The organism is Methanolobus sp. WCC5 (assembly GCF_045690325.1).
Lineage (GTDB): Archaea > Halobacteriota > Methanosarcinia > Methanosarcinales > Methanosarcinaceae > Methanolobus.
This window is the reverse complement of the sequence record NZ_CP146981.1, coordinates 1,258,391-1,284,192: the sequence shown is the minus strand read 5'-3', so window position 1 is coordinate 1,284,192 and position 25,802 is coordinate 1,258,391. Positions and strand designations below refer to the sequence as shown.

Here is a 25,802-nt window from a genome sequence, read left to right as displayed (position 1 = left end):
TTTCTGTACTTTTTATATCTAGTGACTTGAACTTTATATTAATGACGATATTGGTAAACTCACCATCATTTTAACATCCTTGCCATGTCCTTGGCAAAATAGGTAAGTATCATATCTGCACCGGCACGTTTGATCGACAGGAGTGACTCGTACATGACCTTCTTCTCATCAAGCCAGCCGTTTTGGGCTGCTGCCTTGATCATGGCATATTCCCCGCTGACATTATAGGCGGCAGTTGGCATCCTGAACTCTGTCTTGAGTCTATATATTATATCAAGGTAGGGGAGTGCCGGCTTGACCATGATTATGTCTGCACCCTCTTCTATATCAAGGGCAGTCTCCATTATTGCCTCATCTGAGTTGGCAGGGTCCATCTGGTGTGTGGACCGGTCCCCGAAGCAGCATCCTGATCCGGCTGCATCCCTGAAAGGGCCGTAAAATGATGAAGAGTACTTTGCAGCGTAGGACATGATAGGGATATTATTGAAGTTATTCTCATCAAGTTCACTGCGGATGGCAGCTATCATACCGTCCATCATCCCGGATGGTGCGACAATGTCGGCACCGGCCCTTGCATGACTTACTGCGGTCTTTGCAATTAAGGGCAGTGTTGGATCGTTAAGTATCTCTCCTGTCTCATGGTCGACCACTCCACAGTGTCCGTGACTTGTGTATTCACAGAGACATACGTCGGTTATGACAAGCATATCCCTGCCAAGCTCATTCTTTATCTCCCGCACTGCACGCTGTACTACATCATCATCTCCCCAGGCACTGCTTCCCTGTTCATCCTTATTTTCCGGGATACCAAAGAGTATCATGGCAGGTATGCCAAGGTCGGCAGCTTCCTTTGCATCATCTGCTATCTTTGTGACCGGTATGTTACAGACCCCTGGCATTGAGCTGACCTCACAGGCCGAATTGATCGTTTCATTGACAAACACGGGGTATATCAGGTCATTGACAGACAAGGATGTCTCTCGCACCAGATCTTTGATCTTTCCACTTCTCAGCCTTCTCATTCTGTGCTCGGGGAACATTTTACCATCTCATCCTTTATTTTAGTACTTAAGCTGGATCTGTCAACATTGAATAATCTGGCCACGGAGTCAAGCAGTTCATCATCCCCTAATTCTGCGGCATTCCTCAGGACCTTGGTTGGCTCTGCCAGTATCTTGTTGACTATAGAATGTGTAAGATCCTCTATTATCTTGTTCTCTATTTCGCCAATTGTGTGGTATGCGCTCAATTTAGTGAGTGCTCTTTCTTTTTCCTGCACGCGCAGTTTGTATGACTGGGCATATAGTTCGGATACAAGATAGTCTGCTTTCTGCCTTTTGTATTGTTTTATCAACAGGCTGAATTCCTCATCGATGATGGTCTGGGCTTTTTTTGCCTCCTCCATTCTCAATTCGAGATTCTTTTCGTTGATGACTCTCAGGTTATCTATGTTATAGAGTGTCACATGAGCTATGCTTGTAATTGAAGGATCAATATCCCTCGGATTTGCTATATCTACCAAAAGAAGTTCTTTTTCCCTGAAACTCATTGCCCTCTCTACTTGCTCGTACTTCAGGACATAATGCGGTGCACCTGTTGCACTGATGACCACATCCGCTCTTCTGAGATTCTCATCTATCTGGTCAAAGTGAACTGCATGACCGCCCATCTCATCAGCAAGTTGTTTTGCTGTTTCATATGTACGGTTTGCTATGTACATAAGCTCTATATCTCTGTGTGAGAGTGCACGTGTTACCAGTGTCCCCATCTCACCGGTGCCTATAACAAGCACCATTTTATCCTTGAGATCCCCTACTGTTTCTTCAGCAAGATCTACAGAAGCCGATGCTATAGAGAGTGCTCCGCGGTTTATCTCTGTTTCCGTCCTGACACGCTTGCCAACCTGGATGGCTTTACTGAATGCAGTATCAAGCAACCTTCCAGTTGTGCCGAGGTTTTTGGCTACCTGGTAAAGGTCCTTTATCTGACCCAGTATCTGATCTTCACCAATGATCATGGATTCAAGTCCACATGCCAGTCTTAAAAGATGCATGATAGATTCTTCGTGATCAAAAAAATCAACGATATTCGATGACAATCCCATTTTCTTTGCGAACTGGAAAAGCACGCTGCTTCCCTTTGGTGAAACAATGTATATCTCCACCCGGTTGCAGGTCTTCAGGACAACGCATTCGCAGACCAGATAATTGGAATGCAGGTCCTTTAGCATCTTTTCTGTGTCCCCGTCCCACGCTTCCTCTATCTCTTCGACAGTTGCCCTGGAATGGGTGATCACCATGCTGGTTATCTCCGTCATGGACACCTCATATTAATATTATGGTTCGGATGGCAGTGGATGTGGCGCATGTTTATCTGACTTTCCCGCATATTTTTTCTTTTACTATATCCTGTGCTATCTTAAACCCTTTTTCATAAGACTCTTCAAGTGCATTCCATGCATCTTTGCTTTCAAGTATAGCCCAGAGTATCTCTTTCCTGTCCTTCTGGTCAGGGACAGAACTCTTAAGGTAGGTCCGGATCTCATCCTGTATCCTGATCATGTCTGAAAATCCGGGAGTGATCACCTTTTCGACCTGCTGTCGTGTGAACCTGGAAAAGGCCGGGCTTGCGCCTGTGGTGGATATGCTGATCGTCAGTCCTTCTCTTTTTATTATAGATGGTATTGTGACATCACCTATGGAATCAACTTCATTTGTCAGTATCCCGAGGGTTTTTGCAAGATATGTGATACGTTTGTTTACATCCCTGTCATTTGTGGCAGGTATTACAAGAAAAGCTTTTCTGATTATGTCAATGATGCTGGAATCACTAAGTTCCCCGATATCTGCAGTAATGAGTCTGACTCCTTTTTGTTCAAGTTTGAGAAAAATGTCGGAAAAATTCCTGCTTATGACAGTTACAACTGCATATTCAGAGAAAAGCCTGGTTTTTCTTTCCCCTACCGACCCACTTCCGAAAATGGCTACTTCCTTTCCATTCATATCGATGTGCAGTGGCATGAAGTGGTTCATTTCCCTCATCTCTCCATCTTCTGGCATGATTGCCTACTGCTTTTTCGGTAACTTAGTTAAAGATTGCGATTATAATCTGACACCGGTCTTCTTAAATTCTATTTGACTGAAAAGTAGCTTGTAATCATCGATACCAGTGGCTTGTGATATCCTTGCAGCCACCTCCTGGCAATCTTCCCGGGTGTACGAGTGTACCATTGTGAACAGATTATAATCCCAGCCTGGGGCCCTTGGTCTTTCATAGCAGTGTGTGACCTCCTCAAAACCGGCCATTATTGTTCCTACCTCTTCTACCCTCTCATCCGGCACATTCCATACACACATGGCATTTGCCACAATTCCGATGTCCCTGTGCCCAATTGATGCACCGAACCTGCGAATGACATCATCCTCTTTCATTTTCCTGAGCCGGTCAATTATCTCCTGCTCACTGATCCGGAGTTCTATGGCAATGTCTGCAAAAGGTGATTTTTTCAGGGGGATGCCATTCTGTGTTATTTTCAGTATTCTTTCATCAATAGCATCCATGCTTTCACCTGATGTCAAACTTAACTCCGATCTTGAAGAGCCTTTTAGTAGGAAGATCGATGAATTCAAGTCCTGTCCTTTTCCGGAGCTCATCCAGTATAATGTCAATCCTTTCCCTGTCACGTGCGGATATTGTGAACCATACATTATATTTTTCAGGACGCAGGTAATTATGCGATACTTCCTGGTACTCATTAATGTAACCTGCTACCTCGTCAATTCTCTTGTCAGGGACACTGGCTGCTACCAAAGTACTTGTGCCTCCTACCCCGGCGCGGTTGATTATGGGTCCTATCTTCCTGACAGCGCCCTCATCATGCAGGCGCCGTAGTCTTCTGATCACTTCTTCTTCACTTATATCCAGTTCATTTCCAAGCTTCCCGAAAGGTTCTTTATCAAGGGGGAAATCAAATTGGATGGTATTAAGTATCTTTTTATCCGTCTCATCCAGAAATATCATTGTCATCACTGTTTTTTAGGTACGTATATACAGTATGGTTCTTCATCGAGGTAATCTCCTGTGGCAGCATAGGCACGTGCACGACACCCTCCGCATACTGTGTTATATTCACATCTTCCGCATTTACCCTTCAGTTTTGATACATCGCGCAGGTCGTTGAATACTTTAGAATTTTCCCAGATCTCCCTGAAACCCTGTTCCTTTACGTTACCGGCCAGTGCCGGAAGATATCCACACGGGTATACATCTCCAGTGCTTGATACAAAACAGAACCCTGTTCCTCCCAGACAACCTTTTGTCATGGCCTCGTAACCGTGGGTCTTTACGCTGATCTCAATACCTTCCTTCTCTGCTCTCTGGCGCATTATCCTGAAATAATGGGGGGCGCATGTGGCTTTAAGCTGGATTCTCGCATCTTTCTGGCGGTCATAGAACCAGTTAAGTATCCTCTCATATTCAACAGGGTCTATCTCCTCTTCTTCGAGTTCCTTACCCCTGCCAGTGGGTACCAGCAGAAATATGTGAAGTGCATCAGCATCAAGGTCCCTTGCCATTTCAAGGATTGACGGTATCTCGTCAATATTGCGCTTTGTGATAGTGGGATTTATCTGAAAGCCTATACCTGCTTCTTTAAGGGTTTCTATTCCTCTCATAGCACCCTGAAAAGCTCCGGGCATACAGCGAAACTCATCATGCGTCAAGGGGCTTGAGCCATCAAGGCTTATACTGACCCTCTGTATTCCGGCATCTTTCATCTTTGCGGCTGTCCCCGGGGTCACCAGTGTCCCGTTTGTGGCCATAGCCACACGTAATCCTTTTTCAGTGGCATATCCTGCTATCTGGAATATGTCGTCCCTGACAAGAGGCTCACCACCGCTCAGTATGAGGATTGGGTTGCCCATTTCTTTTATCTCATCTATGAAATGAAACGCTTCTTCGGTTGTAAGTTCGCCCTTGGGTTTTTTTTCAGTTGATGCCCCTCTGCAGTGTTTACAGGAAAGGTTACATCCGGCGGTTGTTTCCCAGGCGATTAGTCTTGGAGGTTTTGCCATAATTGATCATGTTGTATTTTGTTCTTATCTTTATCTATTTATAGGATGGAACTATACTACTGCAAACCCATATTAATACTTGATTATCAGTGAGTTCTCCCATTGTATGTATTAGTTCATCCGTGCCCGATGATTGCTTTGAGGTTTTATCTTAGCAAATGGTGAACAAAGGTTAAACTGATATAGAGGTGATTCTTTATAAGTGCACTAGAAATTGCATTCGCAATTACGTGGATTACTTTGTCAGTATACATTTTGTATCTGCTACGCTCCCGCATGGTTCCAATGCGGCGATTTCACAAACAGGGAAAAAAGATGTCATGATGAATTAGCATGCCACAATGAGGTAGCTTTATGGATAAAAAACAAAAAACTATTATGGCAATTGCTTTTATTGCTATTGTTGGCTTTGTGGGTCTGTGGAATGTGGACCTTTCCCAGAGCTATCTCATGGTCTCTGAACTTTCATCAGATTCTGGCATGTACATCGGACATGATGTGAATACCATGGGTGTGATCAAGGATGGCACTTTGCATATATCGACAGGCGGGACCTCTTTTGCACTTTTGGATCTGGAGGATCCCTCTTTTGAAATGAATGTAGAGTATACTGGTTCGCTTCCTGCTAATCTTGTAGAAGGGCAGAGCATTAGCATAAGTGGTAAAATGGTCTCTGATGATCTGATCGAGGCAAACAGGATCGTTATGGGCTGTCCTTCAAAGTACTCGGAATGACCGGATGGGATATATGATACAAATAGATGACCTGGAGGAATATCAGCTTATCAAGGCAGCTAAAGATGAGATGGTCCTCTCCATGGACGATCGCTCTCAGATGAAAAGGATGCTTCTTCATATATGCAGTTCCGGCGGTAAGAATATACGGCCTGTAATGCTTGTTCTATGTACGCAGATGTGCGGCGGCGATCCGGAGGATAGTATCAATGCAGCATTGGCAATAGAGTTCATTCACTCTGCATCTCTTATACATGATGATGTCCTTGACGGAGGTCTTGTACGCAGGGGTGTGGAATCGGCACATAAGAAATATGGTATTCCTGCAGCCATACTTTGCGGGGATTTCCTGATATCCAAGGCCATATCACTTATATCCGGATATGGTCATAATGCGGTGCATGAGTTTGGCAGGGCTGGAATGTACATGGCTGAAGGTGAGACAATTGATATTTCCAGCGTCAGCGAGGAATTCAGGGAACAGAACTATTTTGAGTGTATAAGTAAGAAGACCGGATCCCTTTTCGCTGCCAGTGCAGCTATCGGCGCATATGTTGCTGGGGCAGATGAGGCAATAGCACTGAAGCTAAGGTCCTTTGGTGAGAATGTTGGCAATGCTTATCAGATAGTCGATGATCTGCTTGAGTATCTTGATAAACTGGAAGATAAGAACTCAACGTATGAGTCGGTTACATTGCCTCTTATTTACAGGAGGGCAATGGCCCATGGTCCTGCTGTGGAGAAGACTCTGGAACAGGTGCGTATTTGTGTGCAGGATGCAAAAGATGTCCTTGCTTTGTTCCCTCCTTCGGATGCCAGGGAGAAGCTGAAGCTTGTGACTGATCTTATTACGGTTGACATGCTACCGGGGGATATTCTCTAATTCAGTTTCCCTTATATATTATTCAATTATCAGGTGACTTCATGAGGGTTTATGATAAGTCAGTAATTAAAGTAAATGCAAGTACAGAGAACGGGAAAGTTGTCCTTGATACCGAAGGACCACTGTCTCCCGTTGCAAAACCTATTATTAAGCGTATCAACAGGATTTTCCTTGAGGAAAAACCGATTTGTGCAGATGAGGAGAGGGTCATATTCTCGACATGGGTCCCTCCTATGCCAGGTGAGATATTCAACAGGATGATCAATGCACAGGTATCCTCTATCCTTAAAAAGAGGGTTCCGGATCAGTTTTCCATTGGAATTACCACAAGGTGTCCCAATGATTGCATTCATTGCGGTGCTGCTGACATTGTGGCAGACCCCATTCTGTCGTTTGATGAGGTCAATAGTGCAATACGGCAGGCCATCGATCTTGGCTCTTACCATATCTCTTTCGATGGGGGGGAGACAATGCTTCGCAAAGACCTTGAGGAAATGGTTGCAAAGGTGGACAAGAGCCGTGCAATTGCAACATGTTTCACCTCGGGTTTTGGTCTGAATGGGAAAAGGGCAGCTGATCTGAAAGCAGCAGGACTTTTTGCGGCTCATATGAGCCTTGATAGCCCTTATGAACAGGAGCATGACCGCGTAAGGGGTCGAGAGGGTGCTTTTAAGGATACTATAAACGGCATAAGGCATATATTGGATGCTGATATCCTGGCAGATCTTTTCGTTGTTGTTTCCCCACATAACATAGATGATCTTGACGAGTTCTATAACTTTGCGGCAAATATGGGTATGCAGGAGGTGTCCATCTATGAGATAGTAGCTGTGGGTCGCTGGATGGATCATGAGGATGAGGTCATCACTGCAAAGGATGTTGAAGATCTTGGAAGATTCCAGAAGTCAATGAACAAGAAGGAAGATGGTCCAAGGGTTACGGCATTCCCGTATTTCATGGGTCCTGATCAGTTTGGCTGCTTTGCAGGAAGAAGGTGGATGCATGCAACTGCCGGGGGGGACGTCCTTCCATGTGCATATACCCCACTGTCATTCGGGAACATCCGTGAGGAGGATCTTTCAGCTATATGGGAACGGATGGGTCAGCATGAAGCTTACAAATGTTCTGCTGATCATTGTATGATGCGCAACCCTAAGTTCAGGGACAATCATATCCGCAATATCCCGCAAGGGACGCAGCTTCCTCTCAGGATGGACAAATGATCTTCCTTCATTTGTGTATATGTGGTTTCCAGCGAATCTTTCACAACCATTGTTCAAAGAGTACTTTAGAATTACTGACTAAGTGATGACATCAGTATCTTAATGATAAATCATTATCAATACTGGTTAACTGATATCAGGAGAACCGAATACTTTATATGCTAGTTAGCAGTAGGTGATGGTGATTTATTCGGGATAATAAGTAATTCATCACATGAGGATTAGTATGGCCAAAGAAAAAATCTTGTCGGAAATCAAGGATGCAGAAGACAATGCACGAAAAATGGTTGACGACGGTAGGAAAAGAAAAAATGACCGTATCGCCAGTGCACGTGCCGAGGCCAGAGAAATCATTAAACAGGCCGAGTTAGATGCACAGAAATCTGCACAAAGTGCAATGAGATCTGCTGAAGAGTCTATTGCTTCTGATAAAGCAAAGATTCTTGCAGATGGTACCAAGCAGGCAGAAGACATTGCTAAGGATGCTTCCTCGAGAATAGATAAAGCAGTTGACAATCTGTTAACAGAGTTTGAGAGGTCAGTGCATGCTTAGACCTAAACAGATGACTCGTGCCGTAATTGTTGGCCATAAGGATATCCTTGAAAATACGGTCGATGCTCTGCACAATGCCAATCTGTTCCAGATAGAAGATTTTGTTGAAGAAGATCCTTACCTAAAGATCGGAAAACCATTTGAGAATGGAAGTGAGCTTTCAAAGCAACTTGTCAAGATAAGGTCCATTGCAAGCCTGCTGGGTGTAAAAGACAATGCGGCTGAGAAACAGAGCAGCAAGGCTGTTTGCACGCAACTTGACAATTGTCTTGATTCTCTGGATGCGGAACTTGATAAACTTGTCGAGAAAAAAAGCATTCTTGAGAATGAGCTCAAGGATGTGCTCTCTACCAAGAGGGATCTTTCACCTTTTATCAACATTGATCTTGATCTTGACCTCTATCGGGGTTATGAGAGTCTGGATGTATTTGCCGGGCATATAAAAGAGGATATGGCTCCTTCATTATCAAAGCTTACTTCATCTTTTGAGTTATTCTATGATGATCATTCTGGCGTAGCAGTTCTCTTTGTGGCCAGGGACAAATCTGCTGAAGTCGCAGATATGCTTCCATCGTTTGCGTTCAAGGAACTGAAGGTTCCAAAACTCAGTGGTGTTCCTTCTCGCTTAATAGCGGATATTGAGAGTAAGGAGGCTGACTTGCTTGGAAAGATCGACGCTATTGAAGAAGACATCGCTGCTCTGAAGCAACAGTATGGCGATTTTATTCTTGCAAGCAATGAACTGCTCTCTATCGAGGTGCAGAAATCCGATGCTCCTCTCAGGATAGCCACAACCGAAAGTTCTTTCCTTATAGATGGATGGCTGCCTACAGAGCTTTATGGTGAGCTGGAGGAGGCAGTCAATAAGGCAACCGGAGGCAGGGCATTCATTTCGACCCAGGATATTGACAAGTCGGATATCCCAAAGGTTCCTGTGGAATATAACAATCCTAAGGTTGTATCCCCACTGCAGGAGATCATGGATCTGTACGGGCGCCCTACCTATAAAGAACTTGATCCTTCAGCTTTGATATTCATAACTTTCCCGCTTTTATACGGCATGATCCTTGGTGATATTGGTTATGCTTTGATTCTCCTCGCACTTGCGCTGGGTGTTAAGAAGCTGGTATCATCTGAAGCTATTAAGCCTCTGATGAATATCCTTATCTATTGTCAGATATCCACTTTATTCTTTGGTATAATATATGGTGAGTTCCTGGGATTCCCGCTTGCAGGTTATCATGGCTATCCCGGACTGATTCCGGGTCTTGAGACTATAGACCTTTTCGCGACTCCCTTTGCGGGTGAGGTCATTGGATTCCCTCTGCATAGGACTCACCTTGTAATGACATTCATCGTTGCGACCGTCTTTGTTGGTTTGCTTCATCTGAATCTTGGTTTCCTGGTGGGCTTTATCAACGAGAAGTCTAAACATGGTATGTCTGCAGCTATTTTCGAGAAAGGCAGCTGGTTTGTTATACAGCTCGGTATTCTCCTTGTGGTACTTGGCTACCTTGGTATGCTACCGATAATTGCTGGAGCTCTTGTGTTCCTCATCGGTGTTATCATGTTGTTCAAGGGAGAAGGAGTAAAAGGGCCGATCGAATTGCCTTCACTTCTGAGCAATTCATTGTCATACACTCGTGTGATAGCGGTTGGTTTGTCATCTATCTCTATTGCGTCAACTGTCAATCTTATCGCTTTTGATATGATCTGGCAGCCAGGTTCGCCAATTGGTGGAATGACCATATTTGCAATTGTAGTGTTCATATCCGGACACGCTTTAAATACTGCCCTGAGTATAATCGCCCCCGGTTTACATGCTCTCAGGTTGCAGTACGTAGAGTTCTTTGGTAAATTCTACGAAGGTGGGGGACGTAAATACGATCCATTTGGATACATAAGAAAATACACGGAGGAAAAATAAAATGGTAACAGAAACAGTGACAACAATGGACCCAGCAGGATTAAAGGCAATAGGAGCTGCAATCGCAGTAGGAGTTACAGGTTTTGCTTCAGCATATGCTGAAAAAGAGATCGGTACTGCAGCAATTGGTGCAATGGCTGAGAATGAAGGTCTCTTCGGTAAAGGCCTTATCCTGACTGTAATTCCAGAAACGATTGTTATCTTCGGTCTGGTAGTTGCACTATTGATGCTATAAAGCTGGTTAAAGGGCATTTTTGCTCTTAAATCCATTTTAAAGGTGAATGAGCATGGGACTTGAAATTGTTGTTAAGGATATCATGGATTCTGCACAGGCTGAAGTGGCCAGACTGGAACGTGAAGCAGATGCAGAAGCTTCCTTAATTCTGGAGGATGCCAGGCAAAATGCGAAAAAGATCATAGGTGAGCGTCTTGCCAAAGCAGAAGATGATATCCAGAAAATGAGGCAGCAAGAGGTATCCAGCGCAAATCTTGAAGTTAAACGCACATTGCTCAACGCACGTAAGGAATTACTTGAAGATGTATATGCCAGAGCTGAAAGATCTATATCCGCATTCTCTTCTGAAAAGAATGAAGAGCTTCTAAGATCAATTATTGAGAATAACGAAGCAAGCGGTAAGAGGATCTATTCCAATGCAGAATCAGAGGAGATTGTTAAAAAACTGTCCTCTCTTGAGTATGCCGGTAACATCGACTGTCTTGGTGGCGTTGTCATTGAGAATGAAGATGGAACTGTAAGGCTGGATTATACTTATGATGTTATCCTTAAAGGTGTTAATGAGCAGTTGTTGAAGCAAACATCTGATATCTTATTCGGGTGATTTCTAAATGAGGCTGTTGCAGAAATTAAAGCGTGGCTACAATTCCGGTTCAAAAGGCCACACCAACTATTCATACACGGTCCCTCGTGTCCGTGCTATGAAAAGTAAGCTCTTGCCAAAAGAGGCCTATCCCCGACTCATGAATATGAGTATTGATGAGATCGCCAGGTTCATTGGTGAATCCGGGTATAAAGAAGATGTCGATGAACTGGCGCTGAAATATGCTGGTGTGGACCTGGTCGAGCACTCCCTTAACAGGAACCTTTCTGTTACTTTCAGAAAGCTCCTTAATATCTCTGACGGCGAGGTGAATTTCCTCATTGCTGAATACCTTAAGGAGTACGATGTCTGGAACATCAAGACCATACTTCGAGGTAAGTACTGCAAAGCTTCAACGGAAGAGGTATTGGAAGCTATTGTTGCAGGGGGTAGTCTGACCTATACTTTCCTTTCAGAACTGGCTGCAAAGGGAAGCTATGAAGAAATCGTATCGGAATTTGAAGGCACCGAATATTACCCGATACTCAAAAACTACGATGGTACCAATCTTTCGGATGTAGAGAACCAGCTGGATAAGCTATATTACAATGGACTCTTTGCCGTAGCAGGCGGCTCAAAATCCAAGGACAGGAAGTTATTTGCGAAGTTTATCCGAGTCGGCATTGATATAACTAACCTGATGATCCTTTTCCGCCTTAAGAAGGCAGAGCTCTATGATCCACAGATGATGGATCTGATGATCGAGGGAGGTCTTGAGATCGATCTCAAGGCAATACAAAAGCTGATGCCCCTATCGTTTGAAGAGTTCATCAATGAGCTTGAGAAGTATTCTTACTGGAAAGAGATATCCGATATGGTGAGTCCGGGTATGAAATCGCTGATTGATGTTGAAACACGGCTTAAGAAACACAGGCTTAAATCTGCAGCAAGTTTTTCACATGTTTATCCGATCTCAATAGTGCCAATTATGGACTACATGCTAAGTAAGCAGAATGAGGTTAACAATCTGCGGATAATCGTGCGTGGTAAAGCTGCCGGGCTCGATGATGATACTATCAAGGAACAGTTGGTGATCTGATGGAATTAGCTGTAGTTGGAAATAGTGATTTTGTAACAGGTTTCAGATTGGCCGGTGTCAAAAAGATATATGAAGTTAACAATAGCGAACTTGAACCTACTGTAGAGAAAATACTTGAGGATCGAGAAGTCGGCATTCTGGTAATGCACGGTGATGATCTGAATAAACTACCGGAGATGTTGAGAAACACTATTAATGACTCTGTTGAGCCAACTATTGTGACTCTCGGAGGTAGTGGTGAAAGTTCGAACTTAAGGGAAAAAATAAAGCAATCGGTAGGTGTAGATCTGTGGAAATGAAAGGTGAAATTTATCGAGTGGCCGGGCCTGTTGTTACTATTACAGGCATTAAACCAAAGATGTACGATGTGGTACATGTTGGTCATGAAGGTCTGATGGGCGAGGTAATCAGAATTGAAGGTGAAAAAGCCACTGTTCAGGTGTACGAGGACACATCCGGTATCAAACCTGGTGAACCTGTAGTGAACACTGGCATGTCACTCTCTGTTGAGCTCGGTCCGGGTTTATTGGAAAGTATCTATGATGGTATTCAGAGACCTCTGAAAGTCCTCCAGGAAAAGATGGGTGACTTTATCGAGAGAGGTGTAACTGCTAATGGTCTTGACCGTGACAAGGTATGGGAGTTCAAGCCTGTGGTATCAGCTGGCGACTCTGTAAAGGGTGGCGAGACAATAGGTGTTGTACAGGAAACAGAGAACATAGAGCACAAGATAATGGTGCCACCAACAGTTTCCGGTACGGTGGAAGAAATAAAATCCGGCAAGTTCAAAGTGGATGAGACTATATGTGTCCTTACAGACGGTACGGAGCTTTCCATGATGCAGAAGTGGCCGGTAAGGATGCCACGTCCCGTAAACAAGAAATTCATCCCGAAGAGGCCTCTTATCACGGGTCAGAGGATCCTTGATGGTCTCTTCCCTGTTGCAAAGGGCGGTACTGCAGCTATCCCGGGTCCATTCGGTTCAGGAAAGACTGTTACCCAGCAGCAGCTTGCAAAGTGGAGTGACACTGACATTGTAGTTTATATCGGATGCGGTGAACGTGGAAATGAGATGGCTGACGTATTGAACGAGTTCCCTGAGCTCCAGGATCCAAAGACCGGTCGTCCACTCATGGAACGTACAGTCCTTATAGCAAACACATCCAACATGCCCGTGGCTGCCCGTGAAGCATCTGTATACACAGGTATCACAATTGCAGAATACTATCGTGATATGGGATACGATGTATCACTCATGGCAGACTCATCATCCAGATGGGCAGAAGCAATGAGGGAAATATCCTCAAGGCTTGAAGAGATGCCTGGTGAGGAAGGTTATCCTGCATATCTGTCTGCAAGACTCTCTGAGTTCTATGAGCGTGCAGGTGCGGTGAAATCACTTGCAGGCGAGGAAGGTTCGATTACAGTCATCGGTGCAGTATCACCACCAGGTGGTGACTTCTCAGAGCCTGTTACACAGAACACCCTCCGTATCGTAAAAGTGTTCTGGGCACTGGATGCAAAACTTGCACAGAGGAGACACTTCCCATCTATTAACTGGCTTACAAGTTACAGTCTATACACACAGGGTCTTGCAGACTGGTTCTCAGAAAACGTTGCACCTGACTGGGTACCTTTGAGAGACAATGCAATGGACCTTCTCCAGCAGGAATCCGAACTTCAGGAGATCGTTCAGCTTGTTGGTTCCGATGCACTTCCTGAAGACCAGCAGCTCATACTTGAGATATGCCGCATGATCAGGGAATATTTCCTGCAGCAGAACGCATACCACCCTGTTGACACATACTGTCCGTTCGACAAGCAGTACAAATTGTTAAAAGCAATCTCCAAGTACAGTGATATGGCACAGGCAGCACTGGAAAACGGTGTACCAATGAAAGACATCCTGTCCCTTGAGTCAAAGGACGAGCTTGCAAAGGTCAAGTTCGAAGAGGACTTCGATGGTGCACTGAACGCTGTCCTGACTAAGATGGACAAGGAATTTGCAGCACTTGGAGGCAATTAAAATGACCAAGGAATACAAGACGATCACAGAAATCGCAGGACCACTGATCTTCCTTGAGAAGACCGAGCCGGTAGGTTATGGTGAACTTGTTCACATCAACCTTCCTGACGGTACAACAAAGAGAGGTCAGGTCCTTGATACCTCAGCAGACATTGTAGCTGTTCAGGTATTTGAAGGAACAGGTGGACTGAATGAGGAATCAGGCGTAGTGTTCACAGGGGAGACCATCAAGCTCCCTGTATCAAAGGACATGCTTGGTCGTATCCTTTCCGGTTCAGGTGAACCATTGGATGGCGGACCACGTATTGTGCCTGAAGACAGGCTCGATGTTAACGGTGCATCTATGAACCCATATTCAAGGATGCCACCAGAGGACTTCATCCAGACAGGTATTTCCACAATTGACGGAACAAATACCCTTGTCCGTGGACAGAAGCTTCCTATCTTCTCAGGTTCAGGTCTTCCACACAACGAGATCGCATTGCAGATAGCACGTCAGGCAAAAGTTCCCGGTTCCACTGAAGATTTCGCAGTAGTTTTTGCTGCAATGGGTATCACTAACGAAGAAGCCCAGTACTTCATGGAGGACTTCGAGAAGACAGGCGCTCTTGAAAGAGCTGTGGTCTTCCTTAACCTTGCAGATGACCCTGCTGTAGAGCGTATCATCACACCAAGGATGGCACTGACAGCCGCAGAGTACCTTGCATATGAACATGATATGCACGTGCTTGTCATTCTTACTGATATCACAAACTACTGTGAGGCACTCCGTCAGATGGGTGCAGCCCGTGAAGAGGTACCCGGAAGACGTGGTTATCCCGGTTACATGTATACTGACCTTGCATCACTCTACGAGCGTGCAGGTGTTATCAAGGGAAGGAAAGGATCAGTTACCCAGTTCTCTATCCTTACCATGCCCGGTGACGATATAACCCACCCTATACCTGACCTTTCCGGATATATCACTGAAGGACAGATCGTGGTTTCCAGGGAATTGCACAGGAAGGGTATCTACCCGCCTATCAATGTACTTCCATCCCTCTCCCGTCTGATGAACTCAGGCATTGGTGACGGGAAGACAAGGGATGACCATAAGGCAGTATCTGACCAGATGTATGCCGGTTATGCAGAAGGTCGTGACCTCAGAGGTCTTGTTGCCATTGTCGGTAAAGAGGCACTGTCAGAAAGGGACCAGAGGATCCTTGAGTTTGCTGATCTCTTTGAGGACAGGTTCGTTCGTCAGGGAAGGGATGAGGACAGGTCCATTGAAGACACCCTTGGTGTTGCCTGGGATATTCTCTCTGAGCTTCCTGAAGCCCTGCTCACAAGGATTGATAACAAGTATATTGAGAAGTACCACCCTGCTCACAAGAGCAACTGAGCTTATAAGGTGATGCAACATGGGCGCAAAAGATGTCAAACCAACCCGATCCGAACTGATAGAGCTTAAAAAGAAGATCAAACTCTCCCAGAGTGGCCACAAACTGCTAAAAATGAAGAGAGATGGTCTAATCCTTGAATTCTTTGAGATCCTGGGAAAAGCAAAGGATGTGAGGACCGAGCTGGATGCCGCCTATGAAGATGCTTCCCGCAAGATTGGTATTGCAAATGCTGTTGACGGTACCATTACTGTCAAATCCACAGCTTTTGCACTTCAGAGCAAGCCGGAGATAGAGCTGGAAAGCCGTAATATCATGGGTGTTGTCGTTCCAAAGATCGAGTCATCCAGTGTCAAGAAAGCCATAAACGAGCGTGGTTATGGTATCCTTGGTACCAGCTCATATACCGATGAGGCAGCAGATTCTTACGAGCTTCTGGTCGAAAAGATAATCCTTGCTGCAGAGATAGAAACCACCATGAAAAAACTTCTTGATGATATCGAGAAGACAAAAAGGCGTGTCAATGCTCTGGAATTTAAGGTAATACCTGAACTTCAGGAATCAATGACCTTCATCAGGCTCCGTCTTGAAGAGATGGAAAGGGAAAACACCTTCAGACTTAAGAGGATCAAAGGATAAACCTTTGATATTCTTTTTTTATGGACGATAAACCAAAAGATCGACCCAATATGGTCGATCGTTTTTTTATAAATATGTCAACCCCCGAAAACCTGGCACGTATCCTAAAATGGGCCTGGTTCATATCGCTTTTTATGTTGGTACTGGGTTATATTATCATCTTCACAAAGATACGGGATGCTTTGCCCATCTGATATCTGTGATCGCTTTTCTACTACACAGTTCTTAACATTTATTCCGCTCCATTTTTATTCATTTTAAAATACAATTGTTCCTCTCCTGAAAGGAATATATTTCTTTCTCTTATCGCCTCTTCAATTCCTCAAGTACCTTCTCAGCATGCCCGGCAGTCTTCACATTATCCCATACTTTCACCAACACACCATCAGGATCTATCAAAAAGGTGCTTCTCACAGTACCCGGATACTCCTTGCCGTAATTTTTCTTCATTCTCCAGACATCGTACTTCTGGTGGACGCTGGTGTCCTCGTCTGAGAGCAGAGTTATTGTGAGGCTTTTCTTCTCGATGAAATTGATATGTGACTTCACGCTGTCTTTGCTGACCCCTATGACCACGGCATCCTCTGTGGCAAAATCGTCCTTGAGGGCTGAGAACTCCTGTGCTTCGCGGGTGCAGCCGGAGGTGTTGTCTTTTGGGTAGAAATATAGGATAAGCCACTTGCCTGCAAAGTCTTTGAGGCATACTTCGTTTCCGTTCTGGTCGGGGAGACAGAAGTCCGGGGCTTTCTGTCCTTCGGTGAGTGAATTCTTGCTCATGGGAGTAATGTATGTTCTTTTTTGTTTAAAGAGTTTGTATTGGAATAAGATTGTAAGGTAGCAATTCAGGACAGAGTTACATGACACATGACATTTGTTGCATATTTGCAACATCTGCTATCATATTTGTATCTTTATATCTTCACATCTATGTTCCACTATGACTATATACTGCTATATAGTGTATGATGTTTGCAGACATCATCTATTAATAATTAAAAATATCTCTTTTCTCTCACAATGCCGGGGAATTAAAATATGGAGATGCTGCATATTAAAAACCTTTCTGTACAATATGATGGAAAGGACATACTGTCTGATTTTGATCTTTGCGTTGCAAAGGGAGATAAGTTAGTCATAAAAGGAAGGTCAGGTATCGGTAAATCGACTCTTTTCAGGCTGATTATGGGTTTCAGTATCCCTGATTCAGGTACCATCTCCCTTAATGGTGTTCCTGTGAACCGTGATACTGTATGGGATATCAGGAAGAAAGTAGCCTATGTTTCACAGGATACTGACATTGGTGAAGGCACTGTGTCCGGGTTGATAGATGAGATATTCTCCTTCAGGGCTAACAGGGATATCCTTGATAAAGAGCGTCTTTATGAGATGTTATCCCTTTTTTCCCTTCCCCCGGATATCCTCAACAAAGAATATATAAAACTCTCAGGCGGAGAAAAACAAAGGATAACCCTGATCATAGCTTTACTTTCAGGAAAGGATATTTTCCTGCTTGATGAGGTCACAGCAGAACTGGATCGTACCCTTAAGCAGAAGGTCGTTGACCTGTTCTTTGGTAATCCTGGATGGACCGTACTGGCAATATCACATGACAGGGAGTGGGAGAACTTTGATTCGGACAGTTCATGGGGCAAAACAGGCCGAAGTTTCAGGGTAATTGATTTCCCGGAGGGCACTAATTGATGGAAACATACGAGATTGGTCTTACAGGCCTGCTTTTTTCTTTTCTGCTGTTGTTCATTCCGGTAGCTATAAGCTACTATTTAAGGCTGAAGCTGATATCCTCAACGGTTGAAAGTGTTATAAGGATGGTCCTGCAGCTTGCCTTTGTAGGTGTCTTCCTGACATTTCTCTTTGACCTGAACAACTCCTTATTGAATATTCTCTGGGTACTTGTCATGGTATTTGTGGCATCCCATACAGTACTGAAGAATGCGGAACTGAAAACAAGGTCCCTATTGCCGACGCTGATAATTTCCATGGCTATTACCAATTATGCCATGCTCCTGTATTTCAACAGGTTCATAATCGATCTGGATGATCTCTTCGATGCACGTTATCTCATTCCAATAGCTGGAATGGTGCTTGGTAATTCCCTGCGGGCCAATGTAGTTGGTATGGAGAATTTCTGCAGTGAGATCAGGAGAAATGAGAATCGCTACCTTTTCAGCCTCTCAATGGGAGCAGAAAAGACTGAAGCACTGATCCCCTATCTGCGCAAGAGCATGAGAGTGGCTTTGAAACCAACTATTGCAAACATGGCTACCATTGGGATCGTTTTCATTCCTGGTATGATGACCGGGCAGATACTTGCAGGTGCAAGTCCCATGGTTGCCATAGAATATCAGATCGCGATCATGCTAGCCATTTACGTAACAACAATTGTGAATCTGCTCTTTGGGATATTTGTCCTCATACACAAAGGTTTTGATGAATATGGCATGTTCAGAAAGGAGATAATGAGGGGTGCATGAAAGACTTGCAAATATGCATAGAGGGAATACTTCATCATCTTTCCCTGATAACCGGAAGTCAATTTATGCTGGTGCTCAGGTGCAGTCCTATCACTCCAAGGGCTATAAGCAGCAGGGATGCTATCCTGACAGGTGGCATAGGTTCATTAAAGCCCACATATCCTATCAATGATATCATTGCCACCCCAAGTCCTGCCCAGATGGCATAGGCAACACTGACATCTATTTTTTTCAGTGCAATGGTAAATGATACAAAACTGATACCATAGAACACAAAGATCAAAACCGATGGCAGTGGTTTTGTAAATCCTTCAGATAATTTCATACAGGTGGTCCCGCAGATCTCAAATATTATTGCAAATGCCAGGTAAAGATAGCTCATGTTCCTCCTCTTATCTTTTTTTTGCAGTAGGTAAAAATGCTTCATATCATCTTATAGTTTGCTTTTTTCCGAAGCGTTAGATTATAATAGTATCTGGATTCACATCATTTATATTCTTCCTGGAGGTTAATTCTATGCCTGTAATGACTTTCATCGCCTGTCGGATGTTTGAGGATGAGATTGTCCATATTATCGAGAACGATGACCAGATAAAAAACCTGTTAGTTATTGAAAATGAAGATTCCGGCGGACTTACCGGCAAACTGGATGATATTGGCTGTAAATATGAAATGGTATCAGAAAGTGATATTACTGATCTAGTAGAGCACAGAAAAGGCGATGGTATTACCATTATAATAGAAATGCTTGAGCTGGCGTTGCACGCCATACCCGGCAACCTCAAAGATGTTGTCTATGCTAAGGCCCGCGAGATGTCTGAATTCTCAGATGGCATCCTGCTTTTCTATGGTCTCTGTGGCAATGTTCTTGCTAAGGTTGAACAGGACCTGTCCGATCTGTCGTGTCCGGTCCGAATACTCAAGGAGGACAACGGTATGGTAATAGACGATTGCATTGGGGCTGTGCTTGGCAGCAGGGATGCATACCTTGAAAAACTGACAAGTTTTAAAGGTGTCGGAACTTTCTTCATGACACCTATGTGGGCAGCACACTGGCGTGAGATGATTGTTTCTGCAGGCCTTACACCCAATGCAGATGATATTAAGCTTTCAAAATTTGTTTTTGATCATGCCGGTTACAAGACCGTGGCAAAAATGGATACTGGCCTGTATTATGAGAAGCAGTTCGATCCTATGGTCGAAGAATTTGCCAGGCTTTTTGATTTCAATATCATAGATATGAAAGCAGGTCCTCAACTGCTTGTGCGCTGCTATGAGCAACTCAAGGATGAAGTGATATGACCAGGGATCTCATGTAAATACCCTTTCATACTCTTTTATAGCTTTTTACTTTTTTCATATTTTTGTTTTTTCATATTGGTTTTGGGTTGAAACCTCTGCAGGAATGATTATTTTCCTCCAGAGGTATTTTTAGGTCTGTTTTTTACACCATGGTGCTGATGTACCCTTTTTGATGATTTCCACCCACTAAGCAACCCTTCCCAAAGTTTGGTCCCCAGCCATAGAACTCTTTATTTGTATATAGTAAAATCTCATGAGAAATGTCACCAGGCATGTGAATTTGTCACTTCTGTGTGATTCTTGAAAATAAAGCCAATGTTATCGATTAAAAATACTAAATGCTAAATAGGGGGATGTTTTATCCGCATTGAAATTATAAGTTTCTGATCAATATCAGAGGCAAGTGCTAGAAGTAAGATAAAGAAATAAAAGTTGATTTTTTATTTATATAGAGCTGATCACAGAATAGGTAAATATATTCTGGTTACCAGTTCTCTCCCTGTTATACTGTTATGGCCATCTAAACAAGGGTTTTTTAAGTTCCTCTGAGGAAGGCTGTCTTTTTCATTCTTCATTTCACAGACTTCGCTTTTCAAGGATCCTTCTGAAAGGTTTGTTTCTTTCCAGACCCTGAAACGCCTGAAACGCTGCTGCGTTCTCCTTGATAGCTTCCATCCCACTATATGACCTCCTTTTTTTGCAGGCAAGATTATTTTTGCCTTTTAGTTATTTGATGTTTTTGCTGGTCAAAACGGACTTTATTTTCTTTGCATATAAAATTATCCCATTATAATATTAAAAACAGGTGAGTTTATTGATAGTCATGAAATGATCATCCTGGGAAAATCAGAATCTTCATCACTGACATACTTCGGAGGAAGTGTTTTCATCGCCTTCCATGAATCTTCTAAGCTGGCACAATTTCTCCGGTTTTCCGAGCACTATGAGCAGGTCTCCGGAAAGCAGTTGAGTGTCACCTGTTGGGTTCTCTATGATCTGTTCATTCCTGCGGATAGCCAGTATTGTTGCCCCGTGTATGTTCCTGAGATCTATGTCTTTCAGGGTGTTGCCGTGGAGAAGGCAGTCTTCCTTGACCTTGAATGATATCACATCGACTCCGGGAAGGTCATCTTTCAGGCTGAATACATCTTTATTACTTTCAAGTGAGTGCTGCCTCAACATGGAATAACCATTTGCACGTATCTCTTTAGTGAACGCGTAAATGTCCTGTTCGGACACAAGGTATTTTTTAAGAAGACGGCTGAATATCTCTACAGATGTTTCATACTCTTCAGGGATTACCTCGTCGGCACCCAGCTGACTGAGATTTTTTATCTCGTTCATGTATCGTGTTCTTGCGATAATATATATCTTTGGATTCATTCTTTTTGCAACATTTATTATTGTCCTGGTGCCGATGAAATCCGATATTCCGACCACAAGTACCCTGGCAGATTTGATGTTGGCAGAATCAAGTACAACTTCATGTGTTGCATCCCCATAGTATATCCTCTCTCCCTGCTCTCTTTCATGACGCACTGTTTCCGGATTTGTCTCTATGATGACATATGGTATGCCTGCAGTCTTTGCAGCATTTGAAACGGTTTTCCCGTTGAAGCCATAGCCTATGATTATCAGATGATCCTGTAATTCATCATCTTCTTTTACGGGTGTCATGCTCTTTGAGTACAAGCCGTTTATAAGTATTGGATTCTTCGTCCTTTTCAATATATTGCGAGATATATCATGCGAGGATGTCATTACAAAGGGCGTGGCTGCCATAGTAACTATAGACACCGCAAGGAAAGTCTGGTACAGGCCATCATCAAGCAGTCCGTACTGCCTTCCGAAACTTGAAAGGATGAATGAGAACTCTCCGACCTGGGACAGTGTAAGTCCGGTTATGATCGTTGTCCTGAGCGGATAGCCCAGTATGAATGTAACAAGCCCTGATGTCATGGATTTCAGTAATATGACTACAGCTGCAAGTGCAAGCAGGACGGTGACATTCTCCAGGAAGAAACTGACATCCATCAGCATTCCAATGGATACGAAAAAGAAGCTTATGAATACATCCTTGAAAGGCATCATATTTCCTATCGCCTGGTGACTGTACTCAGACTCTGATATTATCAATCCTGCCAGGAATGCTCCAAGGGCCAGTGAAAGGCCTGCTTCGGATGTAAGCCATGCTGTCCCAAAGACCGTGAACAGGATGGTCAAAAGGAAAAGTTCCCTGTTCCTTGTCTTAGCTATTCTGAAAAGCAGTGCAGGCATTATCCATCTTGCACTGATAATTACAAACAGCATGATCCCAAGCCCTTTTAGAAGGAACATGGTGGCACTGTCACCGGAAGTTGATGGCACGCCGGCCAGTATGGGTGTCAGGAGTATCATGGGGACAATGACAATGTCCTGGAATATGAGTATACCAAGGGATATTTTGCCGTAGGGTGTGTATGTTTCTCCCTTTTCCTGAAGTAATTTGAGAACAATGGCAGTGCTGCTGAGGGATACAAGAAATCCCAGGAAAAGAGCAGTACTGGGGCTGTATCCTATATAAAGGGATATGTAATACACCAGTGCAGTAGTTATCGCTACCTGAAGGCCTCCACCTACCAATACGAATCTCTTGATGTCCCATAGTTCTTTAATGGACATCTCAACACCTATTGTGAACAAGAGCAGGATAATTCCTATCTCTGCAAGTATCTCTACCTGTTCCACTTCGTAGATGATACCAAGCATATGTGGCCCTGCTATCATTCCAGTCACAAGGAACCCAAGAACAGGAGATAATCTGACCCTGTGGAATAGAAGTAGTATCAATATAGATAATCCAAAGATTATTTCAATGTCAGTGAACAATGTCAGATCCATGTTGCTTGCCATTTGTATCCCAATTGAATCTGTTTTATATTAAAAAAACGTTTTGACATAATTCAGGCAGGAGGGATTGGGATACCTGAGTATGTGACAGTAATGAACTTTAAAATGTATGGGTTATTAAGATAAGGGTAATATCCACATAGAAATAAAAGTGATGAAAGGGCTTATAGTCCGGCCCTTTCAACGATTACGTCTGCTACTTCTTTTGCATTTTTGAAAGGGAAGTCGCTCTCCTTAAGCAATCCTCCTGCCTCTCCTGCTGTCACGGAAACATCTCCTGATCTGCATGTAGTATCTGCTCCTGCGGGGAATGCAGCAAGCAGTTTTTCAGGTGTGTTAATGGGGAAGGTTGCATTTGCAAGTCCGCCGACTATCTGGCTGTGAATGTCTTCTTTTATGCTCATTAGGTTCTCTCCTTTTATTCTTTCACATAAAGGTTTTGATGCTGCTTTTATTGTTTTCTCCGGAGTGTTTCAGCAATATCTTATATGACAGTTTCTGATATATACTTAATCGGCATTGTATTATACTTACTACAATCAAATATATCTAACTAACTATAATGTATTTTGCAAAAACCTTTTTAAATGATTACTGATTATTTTATTTTATGATGCAAGAACAGGACTATGAGTCTGAACTGTCTGACATAAAGCATAAGCTATCTGATATTCACAACGATATAAGGTCATTTATCGAATCTGCAAATCACCAGCATCTGGATTCGGTGGTTACAGCCCTTAAGGATAATTATTCCGGGACGATTGTCCGGCATCTCATGGAGGATGTGGGCAGGGGGCTTGAAAAGAACATGGTGAAAAACTGTGAGATGCGTGGTGAGTGCAAAAACCTCCTTTCAAACGTATTACAAAACAACGCAGGGCTCATCAAGCATGGCTCGGTAACTGAGGCATCTATAGAAGAGAGCCGCCTTGAACTGAAAAAGCTTCGGACAATGGTGCCATACGACAAGTGTGATATATGCTTTGCAGAGGCTTCTGATATATTGTCCGGGCAGGTAACTCTCATGCGATCCATGAAAATATATGAGACCAACAAGGGAAAAAGGCAGGATATAAGTAAACTTCCATCACAAATAGTTGTTGATGATATCCTTGATCCGCTGTGCCACCAAAAACGTTTCGATATACTCAAGGCTATTTCCGGTGAGACTAAAAGTTTCTCTGCTCTTTCGGCACTGACGGGCCTGCGTGGTGGCAATCTGCTTTTCCATCTCCAGAAACTCGCAGATAAAGGTATGATAATCCAGCGGCATGAAAGGGGCGATTATATGATCACTGCTAAGGGTTTCAAAGTAATGGAAGGTGTGAACAGCATCTATACTGAATTAGTTCCTTCCGATGATCACTAAAAGATGAAATGCGAAAGCTCTCGGGAATCTGAAAAAATCCCTGGCAAAGCAGAAAAATGCTTTGCCGCTCGCAATATTTATTTTTTATATTTATTATTTTGTTGAATGTCAGGCACTACAAGCCTAATATCTCTTAGGTCTGTGCTTCTGGAAGCACTCTCTGCAGTATACGGGCCTGTCGCCTGAAGGTACAAAAGGCACTTCCGTTTCCTGGCCGCAGTCTGAGCAGGTTGCCTTGTGCATCTCTCTGGGTCCGCTTGGCCTGAAACTTCCACCTCTGCCGCCACCGCCGCCGCCTCCACGGGGTCCGCTTCCGCCTCTGCTGCCACCTCTGTATCCGCCATCGTTTCTGTTGTTCCCTTCTCTTGAACCGCCTCTGAAGCCACCGCTTTTATTGTCTCTCATATTTGATTTCCTTTGTTGTTTGTTATTGACACCTAACTTTGGGTTAAGAATATTCGCACGATTCGTTCATTCTGATTCTTACCAAGTCTACAATTTTTGCAGCCGGAACAAGTTCACAAACCATGTAAGTATCATATTTCAGTGATACACGGCCTGTGATTCTTTAGCAGTTTCCATTGAGACGGGAACCTTTATCCCGCAATCTATACGATGCACTCTTTGATTAGCAATTAACCTAAAAGAAGTAGCCAAATGGTATTATCCCTTTCCTAACCCGCAAGTAAGTTAACTGTCAATTTCACTTTAGGGTACATAAATATAAAAAACTATGCTTCAAGGCCGTTCATTTCTGAATATGAAGCGTTGAAATTGTCGAAAGTGGACCCGGCGGGATTTGAACCCGCGGCCTTTACGTTGCGAACGTAACGATCTCCCCCTGATCTACGAGCCCATAAATAATTGAATTGATCTAAGGAATAGGGGTATAAAAAGTCAAAAAGGAAAAAAAGGTTTAAACAGGTCTACCGACTTCTGTTACAGTTACACTTTCCACACCATCGACTGATGCGAAAGCCTCTTCTACGGACTCGGTACCTCCCTCAAGATCCCCCACAATGACTATCATGACAATGGCTTTTAGACCGAAAGCTATTGGTTCGAACTTGTGGGTACCGTATTCTGCACCCTCAGGCAATACTGCTATCAGTTTATCTTTAAGCTCTTCAAGGTCTGTATCTACGTCAACAGGCATTATCTTCATTGTTGCTGCAACTTCTCCCATTAAGCTCACCTCATGCTCCTACAAAGCCGCATTTCGGGCATTTATATGGGTTGCTCTGCTGTCTGCAGCTTATACATCTTCCAAGCTCGGTACCACAAACAGGGCATGGAAAACGTACATAGCCGGTTTCCACAAGGCTCTTGTTGCATGTGGTGCAATTTTCGACTTTATTTGCCATTTAGAATCTCCTTATTATGAAATGGTTTA

The 25,802-nt window shown here is 43.7% G+C and carries 30 protein-coding genes and 1 tRNA gene; 17 read left to right on the top strand and 14 right to left on the bottom strand.

The features are described from left to right. Positions 1-65: 65 nt before the first annotated feature. Genes hemB through ahbD form a run of 6 tightly spaced genes read right to left on the bottom strand, consistent with a single transcriptional unit; the run spans position 66 to position 5,072 of the window. On the bottom strand, positions 66-1,040 hold the full coding sequence (hemB, locus tag V7O64_RS06140) for a porphobilinogen synthase (protein WP_407357129.1): 975 nt from the start codon (positions 1,038-1,040) through the stop codon (positions 66-68). After that, positions 1,019-2,317, bottom strand: coding sequence for a glutamyl-tRNA reductase (hemA, locus tag V7O64_RS06135; protein ID WP_407357128.1), 1,299 nt, complete (start codon positions 2,315-2,317; stop codon positions 1,019-1,021). Before hemA ends, hemB begins: the two co-directional genes overlap by 22 nt. Before the next feature lie 52 nt (positions 2,318-2,369). Beyond that, complete coding sequence (locus V7O64_RS06130; protein WP_407357127.1) at positions 2,370-3,059, bottom strand: bifunctional precorrin-2 dehydrogenase/sirohydrochlorin ferrochelatase; 690 nt, start codon at positions 3,057-3,059, stop codon at positions 2,370-2,372. 42 nt (positions 3,060-3,101) lie between these two features. Beyond that, positions 3,102-3,560 (bottom strand): siroheme decarboxylase subunit beta, encoded by a 459-nt coding sequence (ahbB, locus tag V7O64_RS06125; protein ID WP_407357126.1) that lies wholly within the window; start codon positions 3,558-3,560, stop codon positions 3,102-3,104. A 4-nt stretch (positions 3,561-3,564) separates the two neighbouring features. Next, positions 3,565-4,020 carry an AsnC family transcriptional regulator gene (locus tag V7O64_RS06120; protein WP_407357125.1) on the bottom strand — a complete coding sequence of 152 codons (456 nt, stop codon included), beginning with the start codon at positions 4,018-4,020 and terminating at the stop codon, positions 3,565-3,567. A gap of 5 nt (positions 4,021-4,025) precedes the next feature. Then, positions 4,026-5,072, bottom strand: a complete 1,047-nt coding sequence (ahbD, locus tag V7O64_RS06115; RefSeq protein WP_407357124.1) for a heme b synthase — start codon at positions 5,070-5,072, stop codon at positions 4,026-4,028. Between the two features lie 198 nt (positions 5,073-5,270). Between ahbD and V7O64_RS06110 the strand changes: the two genes are divergently transcribed. From V7O64_RS06110 to V7O64_RS06050, 13 genes are all read left to right on the top strand, one after another. Beyond that, positions 5,271-5,396: a CcmD family protein gene (locus tag V7O64_RS06110; RefSeq protein ID WP_407357277.1), complete on the top strand. Its 126-nt coding sequence runs from the start codon at positions 5,271-5,273 to the stop codon at positions 5,394-5,396. 30 nt (positions 5,397-5,426) lie between these two features. Further along, positions 5,427-5,807, top strand: a complete 381-nt coding sequence (locus V7O64_RS06105) for a cytochrome c maturation protein CcmE (RefSeq protein ID WP_407357123.1) — start codon at positions 5,427-5,429, stop codon at positions 5,805-5,807. Positions 5,808-5,820: 13 nt separating this feature from the next. Next, positions 5,821-6,690 carry a polyprenyl synthetase family protein gene (locus tag V7O64_RS06100; protein ID WP_407357122.1) on the top strand — a complete coding sequence of 290 codons (870 nt, stop codon included), beginning with the start codon at positions 5,821-5,823 and terminating at the stop codon, positions 6,688-6,690. Positions 6,691-6,731: 41 nt separating this feature from the next. Continuing rightward, positions 6,732-7,913, top strand: coding sequence for a radical SAM/SPASM domain-containing protein (locus V7O64_RS06095; RefSeq protein ID WP_407357121.1), 1,182 nt, complete (start codon positions 6,732-6,734; stop codon positions 7,911-7,913). A gap of 226 nt (positions 7,914-8,139) precedes the next feature. Then, complete coding sequence (ahaH, locus tag V7O64_RS06090) at positions 8,140-8,466, top strand: ATP synthase archaeal subunit H (RefSeq protein ID WP_407357120.1); 327 nt, start codon at positions 8,140-8,142, stop codon at positions 8,464-8,466. Beyond that, the gene (locus tag V7O64_RS06085; protein WP_407357119.1) at positions 8,459-10,393 is read left to right on the top strand and encodes a V-type ATP synthase subunit I; all 1,935 of its coding nucleotides are present in this window, start codon (positions 8,459-8,461) and stop codon (positions 10,391-10,393) included. Before ahaH ends, V7O64_RS06085 begins: the two co-directional genes overlap by 8 nt. Position 10,394: 1 nt before the next feature. After that, positions 10,395-10,628, top strand: a complete 234-nt coding sequence (locus V7O64_RS06080) for a V-type ATP synthase subunit K (RefSeq protein ID WP_407357118.1) — start codon at positions 10,395-10,397, stop codon at positions 10,626-10,628. A gap of 52 nt (positions 10,629-10,680) precedes the next feature. Continuing rightward, positions 10,681-11,232 (top strand): V-type ATP synthase subunit E, encoded by a 552-nt coding sequence (locus V7O64_RS06075; protein ID WP_407357117.1) that lies wholly within the window; start codon positions 10,681-10,683, stop codon positions 11,230-11,232. A gap of 7 nt (positions 11,233-11,239) precedes the next feature. Then, positions 11,240-12,310, top strand: coding sequence for a V-type ATP synthase subunit C (locus tag V7O64_RS06070; RefSeq protein WP_407357116.1), 1,071 nt, complete (start codon positions 11,240-11,242; stop codon positions 12,308-12,310). Further along, a complete protein-coding gene (locus V7O64_RS06065) occupies positions 12,310-12,609 on the top strand; it encodes a V-type ATP synthase subunit F (RefSeq protein WP_407357115.1) in 300 nt (99 codons plus the stop codon). Before V7O64_RS06070 ends, V7O64_RS06065 begins: the two co-directional genes overlap by 1 nt. Beyond that, positions 12,606-14,336: an ATP synthase subunit A gene (locus V7O64_RS06060; RefSeq protein ID WP_407357114.1), complete on the top strand. Its 1,731-nt coding sequence runs from the start codon at positions 12,606-12,608 to the stop codon at positions 14,334-14,336. Before V7O64_RS06065 ends, V7O64_RS06060 begins: the two co-directional genes overlap by 4 nt. A 1-nt stretch (position 14,337) precedes the next feature. Then, positions 14,338-15,717 carry an ATP synthase subunit B gene (locus V7O64_RS06055; protein ID WP_407357113.1) on the top strand — a complete coding sequence of 460 codons (1,380 nt, stop codon included), beginning with the start codon at positions 14,338-14,340 and terminating at the stop codon, positions 15,715-15,717. Positions 15,718-15,736: 19 nt separating this feature from the next. Beyond that, positions 15,737-16,354, top strand: a complete 618-nt coding sequence (locus V7O64_RS06050) for a V-type ATP synthase subunit D (protein WP_407357112.1) — start codon at positions 15,737-15,739, stop codon at positions 16,352-16,354. Positions 16,355-16,657: 303 nt separating this feature from the next. Here the strand turns inward: V7O64_RS06050 and bcp are convergent, their stop codons facing one another. Further along, positions 16,658-17,131: a thioredoxin-dependent thiol peroxidase gene (gene bcp / locus V7O64_RS06045; RefSeq protein ID WP_407357111.1), complete on the bottom strand. Its 474-nt coding sequence runs from the start codon at positions 17,129-17,131 to the stop codon at positions 16,658-16,660. A 258-nt stretch (positions 17,132-17,389) separates the two neighbouring features. Between bcp and V7O64_RS06040 the strand changes: the two genes are divergently transcribed. Next, positions 17,390-18,055, top strand: a complete 666-nt coding sequence (locus V7O64_RS06040; protein WP_407357110.1) for an ATP-binding cassette domain-containing protein — start codon at positions 17,390-17,392, stop codon at positions 18,053-18,055. Further along, positions 18,055-18,846, top strand: coding sequence for an ABC transporter permease (locus V7O64_RS06035; RefSeq protein ID WP_407357276.1), 792 nt, complete (start codon positions 18,055-18,057; stop codon positions 18,844-18,846). The genes V7O64_RS06040 and V7O64_RS06035 overlap by 1 nt, the downstream gene beginning before the upstream one ends. A 58-nt stretch (positions 18,847-18,904) precedes the next feature. Here V7O64_RS06035 and V7O64_RS06030 read toward each other — a convergent pair whose 3' ends face one another. Further along, complete coding sequence (locus V7O64_RS06030) at positions 18,905-19,228, bottom strand: DMT family transporter (RefSeq protein WP_407357109.1); 324 nt, start codon at positions 19,226-19,228, stop codon at positions 18,905-18,907. A gap of 134 nt (positions 19,229-19,362) precedes the next feature. Between V7O64_RS06030 and V7O64_RS06025 the strand changes: the two genes are divergently transcribed. Continuing rightward, positions 19,363-20,148 (top strand): DUF1638 domain-containing protein, encoded by a 786-nt coding sequence (locus tag V7O64_RS06025; protein WP_407357108.1) that lies wholly within the window; start codon positions 19,363-19,365, stop codon positions 20,146-20,148. 858 nt (positions 20,149-21,006) lie between these two features. On the opposite strand, the gene V7O64_RS06020 is transcribed toward V7O64_RS06025, so the two are convergent. Continuing rightward, positions 21,007-23,040: a cation:proton antiporter gene (locus tag V7O64_RS06020; protein ID WP_407357107.1), complete on the bottom strand. Its 2,034-nt coding sequence runs from the start codon at positions 23,038-23,040 to the stop codon at positions 21,007-21,009. Between the two features lie 161 nt (positions 23,041-23,201). After that, complete coding sequence (locus V7O64_RS06015; RefSeq protein WP_407357106.1) at positions 23,202-23,441, bottom strand: MTH865 family protein; 240 nt, start codon at positions 23,439-23,441, stop codon at positions 23,202-23,204. Positions 23,442-23,647: 206 nt separating this feature from the next. Here V7O64_RS06015 and V7O64_RS06010 point away from each other — a divergent pair, with 206 nt between their 5' ends. Continuing rightward, positions 23,648-24,409, top strand: a complete 762-nt coding sequence (locus V7O64_RS06010) for a winged helix-turn-helix domain-containing protein (RefSeq protein ID WP_407357105.1) — start codon at positions 23,648-23,650, stop codon at positions 24,407-24,409. Positions 24,410-24,532: 123 nt separating this feature from the next. Here the strand turns inward: V7O64_RS06010 and V7O64_RS06005 are convergent, their stop codons facing one another. From V7O64_RS06005 to V7O64_RS05990, 4 genes are all read right to left on the bottom strand, one after another. Beyond that, positions 24,533-24,814 (bottom strand): CxxC-x17-CxxC domain-containing protein, encoded by a 282-nt coding sequence (locus tag V7O64_RS06005; protein ID WP_407357104.1) that lies wholly within the window; start codon positions 24,812-24,814, stop codon positions 24,533-24,535. Positions 24,815-25,193: 379 nt separating this feature from the next. Further along, positions 25,194-25,265, bottom strand: a tRNA-Ala gene (locus tag V7O64_RS06000). A 60-nt stretch (positions 25,266-25,325) separates the two neighbouring features. Further along, positions 25,326-25,595 carry an elongation factor 1-beta gene (locus V7O64_RS05995; RefSeq protein WP_407357103.1) on the bottom strand — a complete coding sequence of 90 codons (270 nt, stop codon included), beginning with the start codon at positions 25,593-25,595 and terminating at the stop codon, positions 25,326-25,328. A 10-nt stretch (positions 25,596-25,605) separates the two neighbouring features. Further along, positions 25,606-25,773: a zinc finger domain-containing protein gene (locus V7O64_RS05990; protein ID WP_407357102.1), complete on the bottom strand. Its 168-nt coding sequence runs from the start codon at positions 25,771-25,773 to the stop codon at positions 25,606-25,608. Between the last annotated feature and the right edge of the window lie 29 nt (positions 25,774-25,802).

Coding starts and splice junctions, on each gene's coding strand:
- hemB (WP_407357129.1), bottom strand. CDS start 1,040: ATGTTCCCCGAGCACAGAATGAGAAGGCTGAGAAGTGGAAAGATCAAA.
- hemA (WP_407357128.1), bottom strand. CDS start 2,317: ATGACGGAGATAACCAGCATGGTGATCACCCATTCCAGGGCAACTGTC.
- V7O64_RS06130 (WP_407357127.1), bottom strand. CDS start 3,059: ATGCCAGAAGATGGAGAGATGAGGGAAATGAACCACTTCATGCCACTG.
- ahbB (WP_407357126.1), bottom strand. CDS start 3,560: ATGGATGCTATTGATGAAAGAATACTGAAAATAACACAGAATGGCATC.
- V7O64_RS06120 (WP_407357125.1), bottom strand. CDS start 4,020: ATGATATTTCTGGATGAGACGGATAAAAAGATACTTAATACCATCCAA.
- ahbD (WP_407357124.1), bottom strand. CDS start 5,072: ATGGCAAAACCTCCAAGACTAATCGCCTGGGAAACAACCGCCGGATGT.
- V7O64_RS06105 (WP_407357123.1), top strand. CDS start 5,427: ATGGATAAAAAACAAAAAACTATTATGGCAATTGCTTTTATTGCTATT.
- V7O64_RS06100 (WP_407357122.1), top strand. CDS start 5,821: ATGATACAAATAGATGACCTGGAGGAATATCAGCTTATCAAGGCAGCT.
- V7O64_RS06095 (WP_407357121.1), top strand. CDS start 6,732: ATGAGGGTTTATGATAAGTCAGTAATTAAAGTAAATGCAAGTACAGAG.
- ahaH (WP_407357120.1), top strand. CDS start 8,140: ATGGCCAAAGAAAAAATCTTGTCGGAAATCAAGGATGCAGAAGACAAT.
- V7O64_RS06085 (WP_407357119.1), top strand. CDS start 8,459: ATGCTTAGACCTAAACAGATGACTCGTGCCGTAATTGTTGGCCATAAG.
- V7O64_RS06080 (WP_407357118.1), top strand. CDS start 10,395: ATGGTAACAGAAACAGTGACAACAATGGACCCAGCAGGATTAAAGGCA.
- V7O64_RS06075 (WP_407357117.1), top strand. CDS start 10,681: ATGGGACTTGAAATTGTTGTTAAGGATATCATGGATTCTGCACAGGCT.
- V7O64_RS06070 (WP_407357116.1), top strand. CDS start 11,240: ATGAGGCTGTTGCAGAAATTAAAGCGTGGCTACAATTCCGGTTCAAAA.
- V7O64_RS06065 (WP_407357115.1), top strand. CDS start 12,310: ATGGAATTAGCTGTAGTTGGAAATAGTGATTTTGTAACAGGTTTCAGA.
- V7O64_RS06060 (WP_407357114.1), top strand. CDS start 12,606: ATGAAAGGTGAAATTTATCGAGTGGCCGGGCCTGTTGTTACTATTACA.
- V7O64_RS06055 (WP_407357113.1), top strand. CDS start 14,338: ATGACCAAGGAATACAAGACGATCACAGAAATCGCAGGACCACTGATC.
- V7O64_RS06050 (WP_407357112.1), top strand. CDS start 15,737: ATGGGCGCAAAAGATGTCAAACCAACCCGATCCGAACTGATAGAGCTT.
- bcp (WP_407357111.1), bottom strand. CDS start 17,131: ATGAGCAAGAATTCACTCACCGAAGGACAGAAAGCCCCGGACTTCTGT.
- V7O64_RS06040 (WP_407357110.1), top strand. CDS start 17,390: ATGGAGATGCTGCATATTAAAAACCTTTCTGTACAATATGATGGAAAG.
- V7O64_RS06035 (WP_407357276.1), top strand. CDS start 18,055: ATGGAAACATACGAGATTGGTCTTACAGGCCTGCTTTTTTCTTTTCTG.
- V7O64_RS06030 (WP_407357109.1), bottom strand. CDS start 19,228: ATGAGCTATCTTTACCTGGCATTTGCAATAATATTTGAGATCTGCGGG.
- V7O64_RS06025 (WP_407357108.1), top strand. CDS start 19,363: ATGCCTGTAATGACTTTCATCGCCTGTCGGATGTTTGAGGATGAGATT.
- V7O64_RS06020 (WP_407357107.1), bottom strand. CDS start 23,040: ATGGCAAGCAACATGGATCTGACATTGTTCACTGACATTGAAATAATC.
- V7O64_RS06015 (WP_407357106.1), bottom strand. CDS start 23,441: ATGAGCATAAAAGAAGACATTCACAGCCAGATAGTCGGCGGACTTGCA.
- V7O64_RS06010 (WP_407357105.1), top strand. CDS start 23,648: ATGATGCAAGAACAGGACTATGAGTCTGAACTGTCTGACATAAAGCAT.
- V7O64_RS06005 (WP_407357104.1), bottom strand. CDS start 24,814: ATGAGAGACAATAAAAGCGGTGGCTTCAGAGGCGGTTCAAGAGAAGGG.
- V7O64_RS05995 (WP_407357103.1), bottom strand. CDS start 25,595: ATGGGAGAAGTTGCAGCAACAATGAAGATAATGCCTGTTGACGTAGAT.
- V7O64_RS05990 (WP_407357102.1), bottom strand. CDS start 25,773: ATGGCAAATAAAGTCGAAAATTGCACCACATGCAACAAGAGCCTTGTG.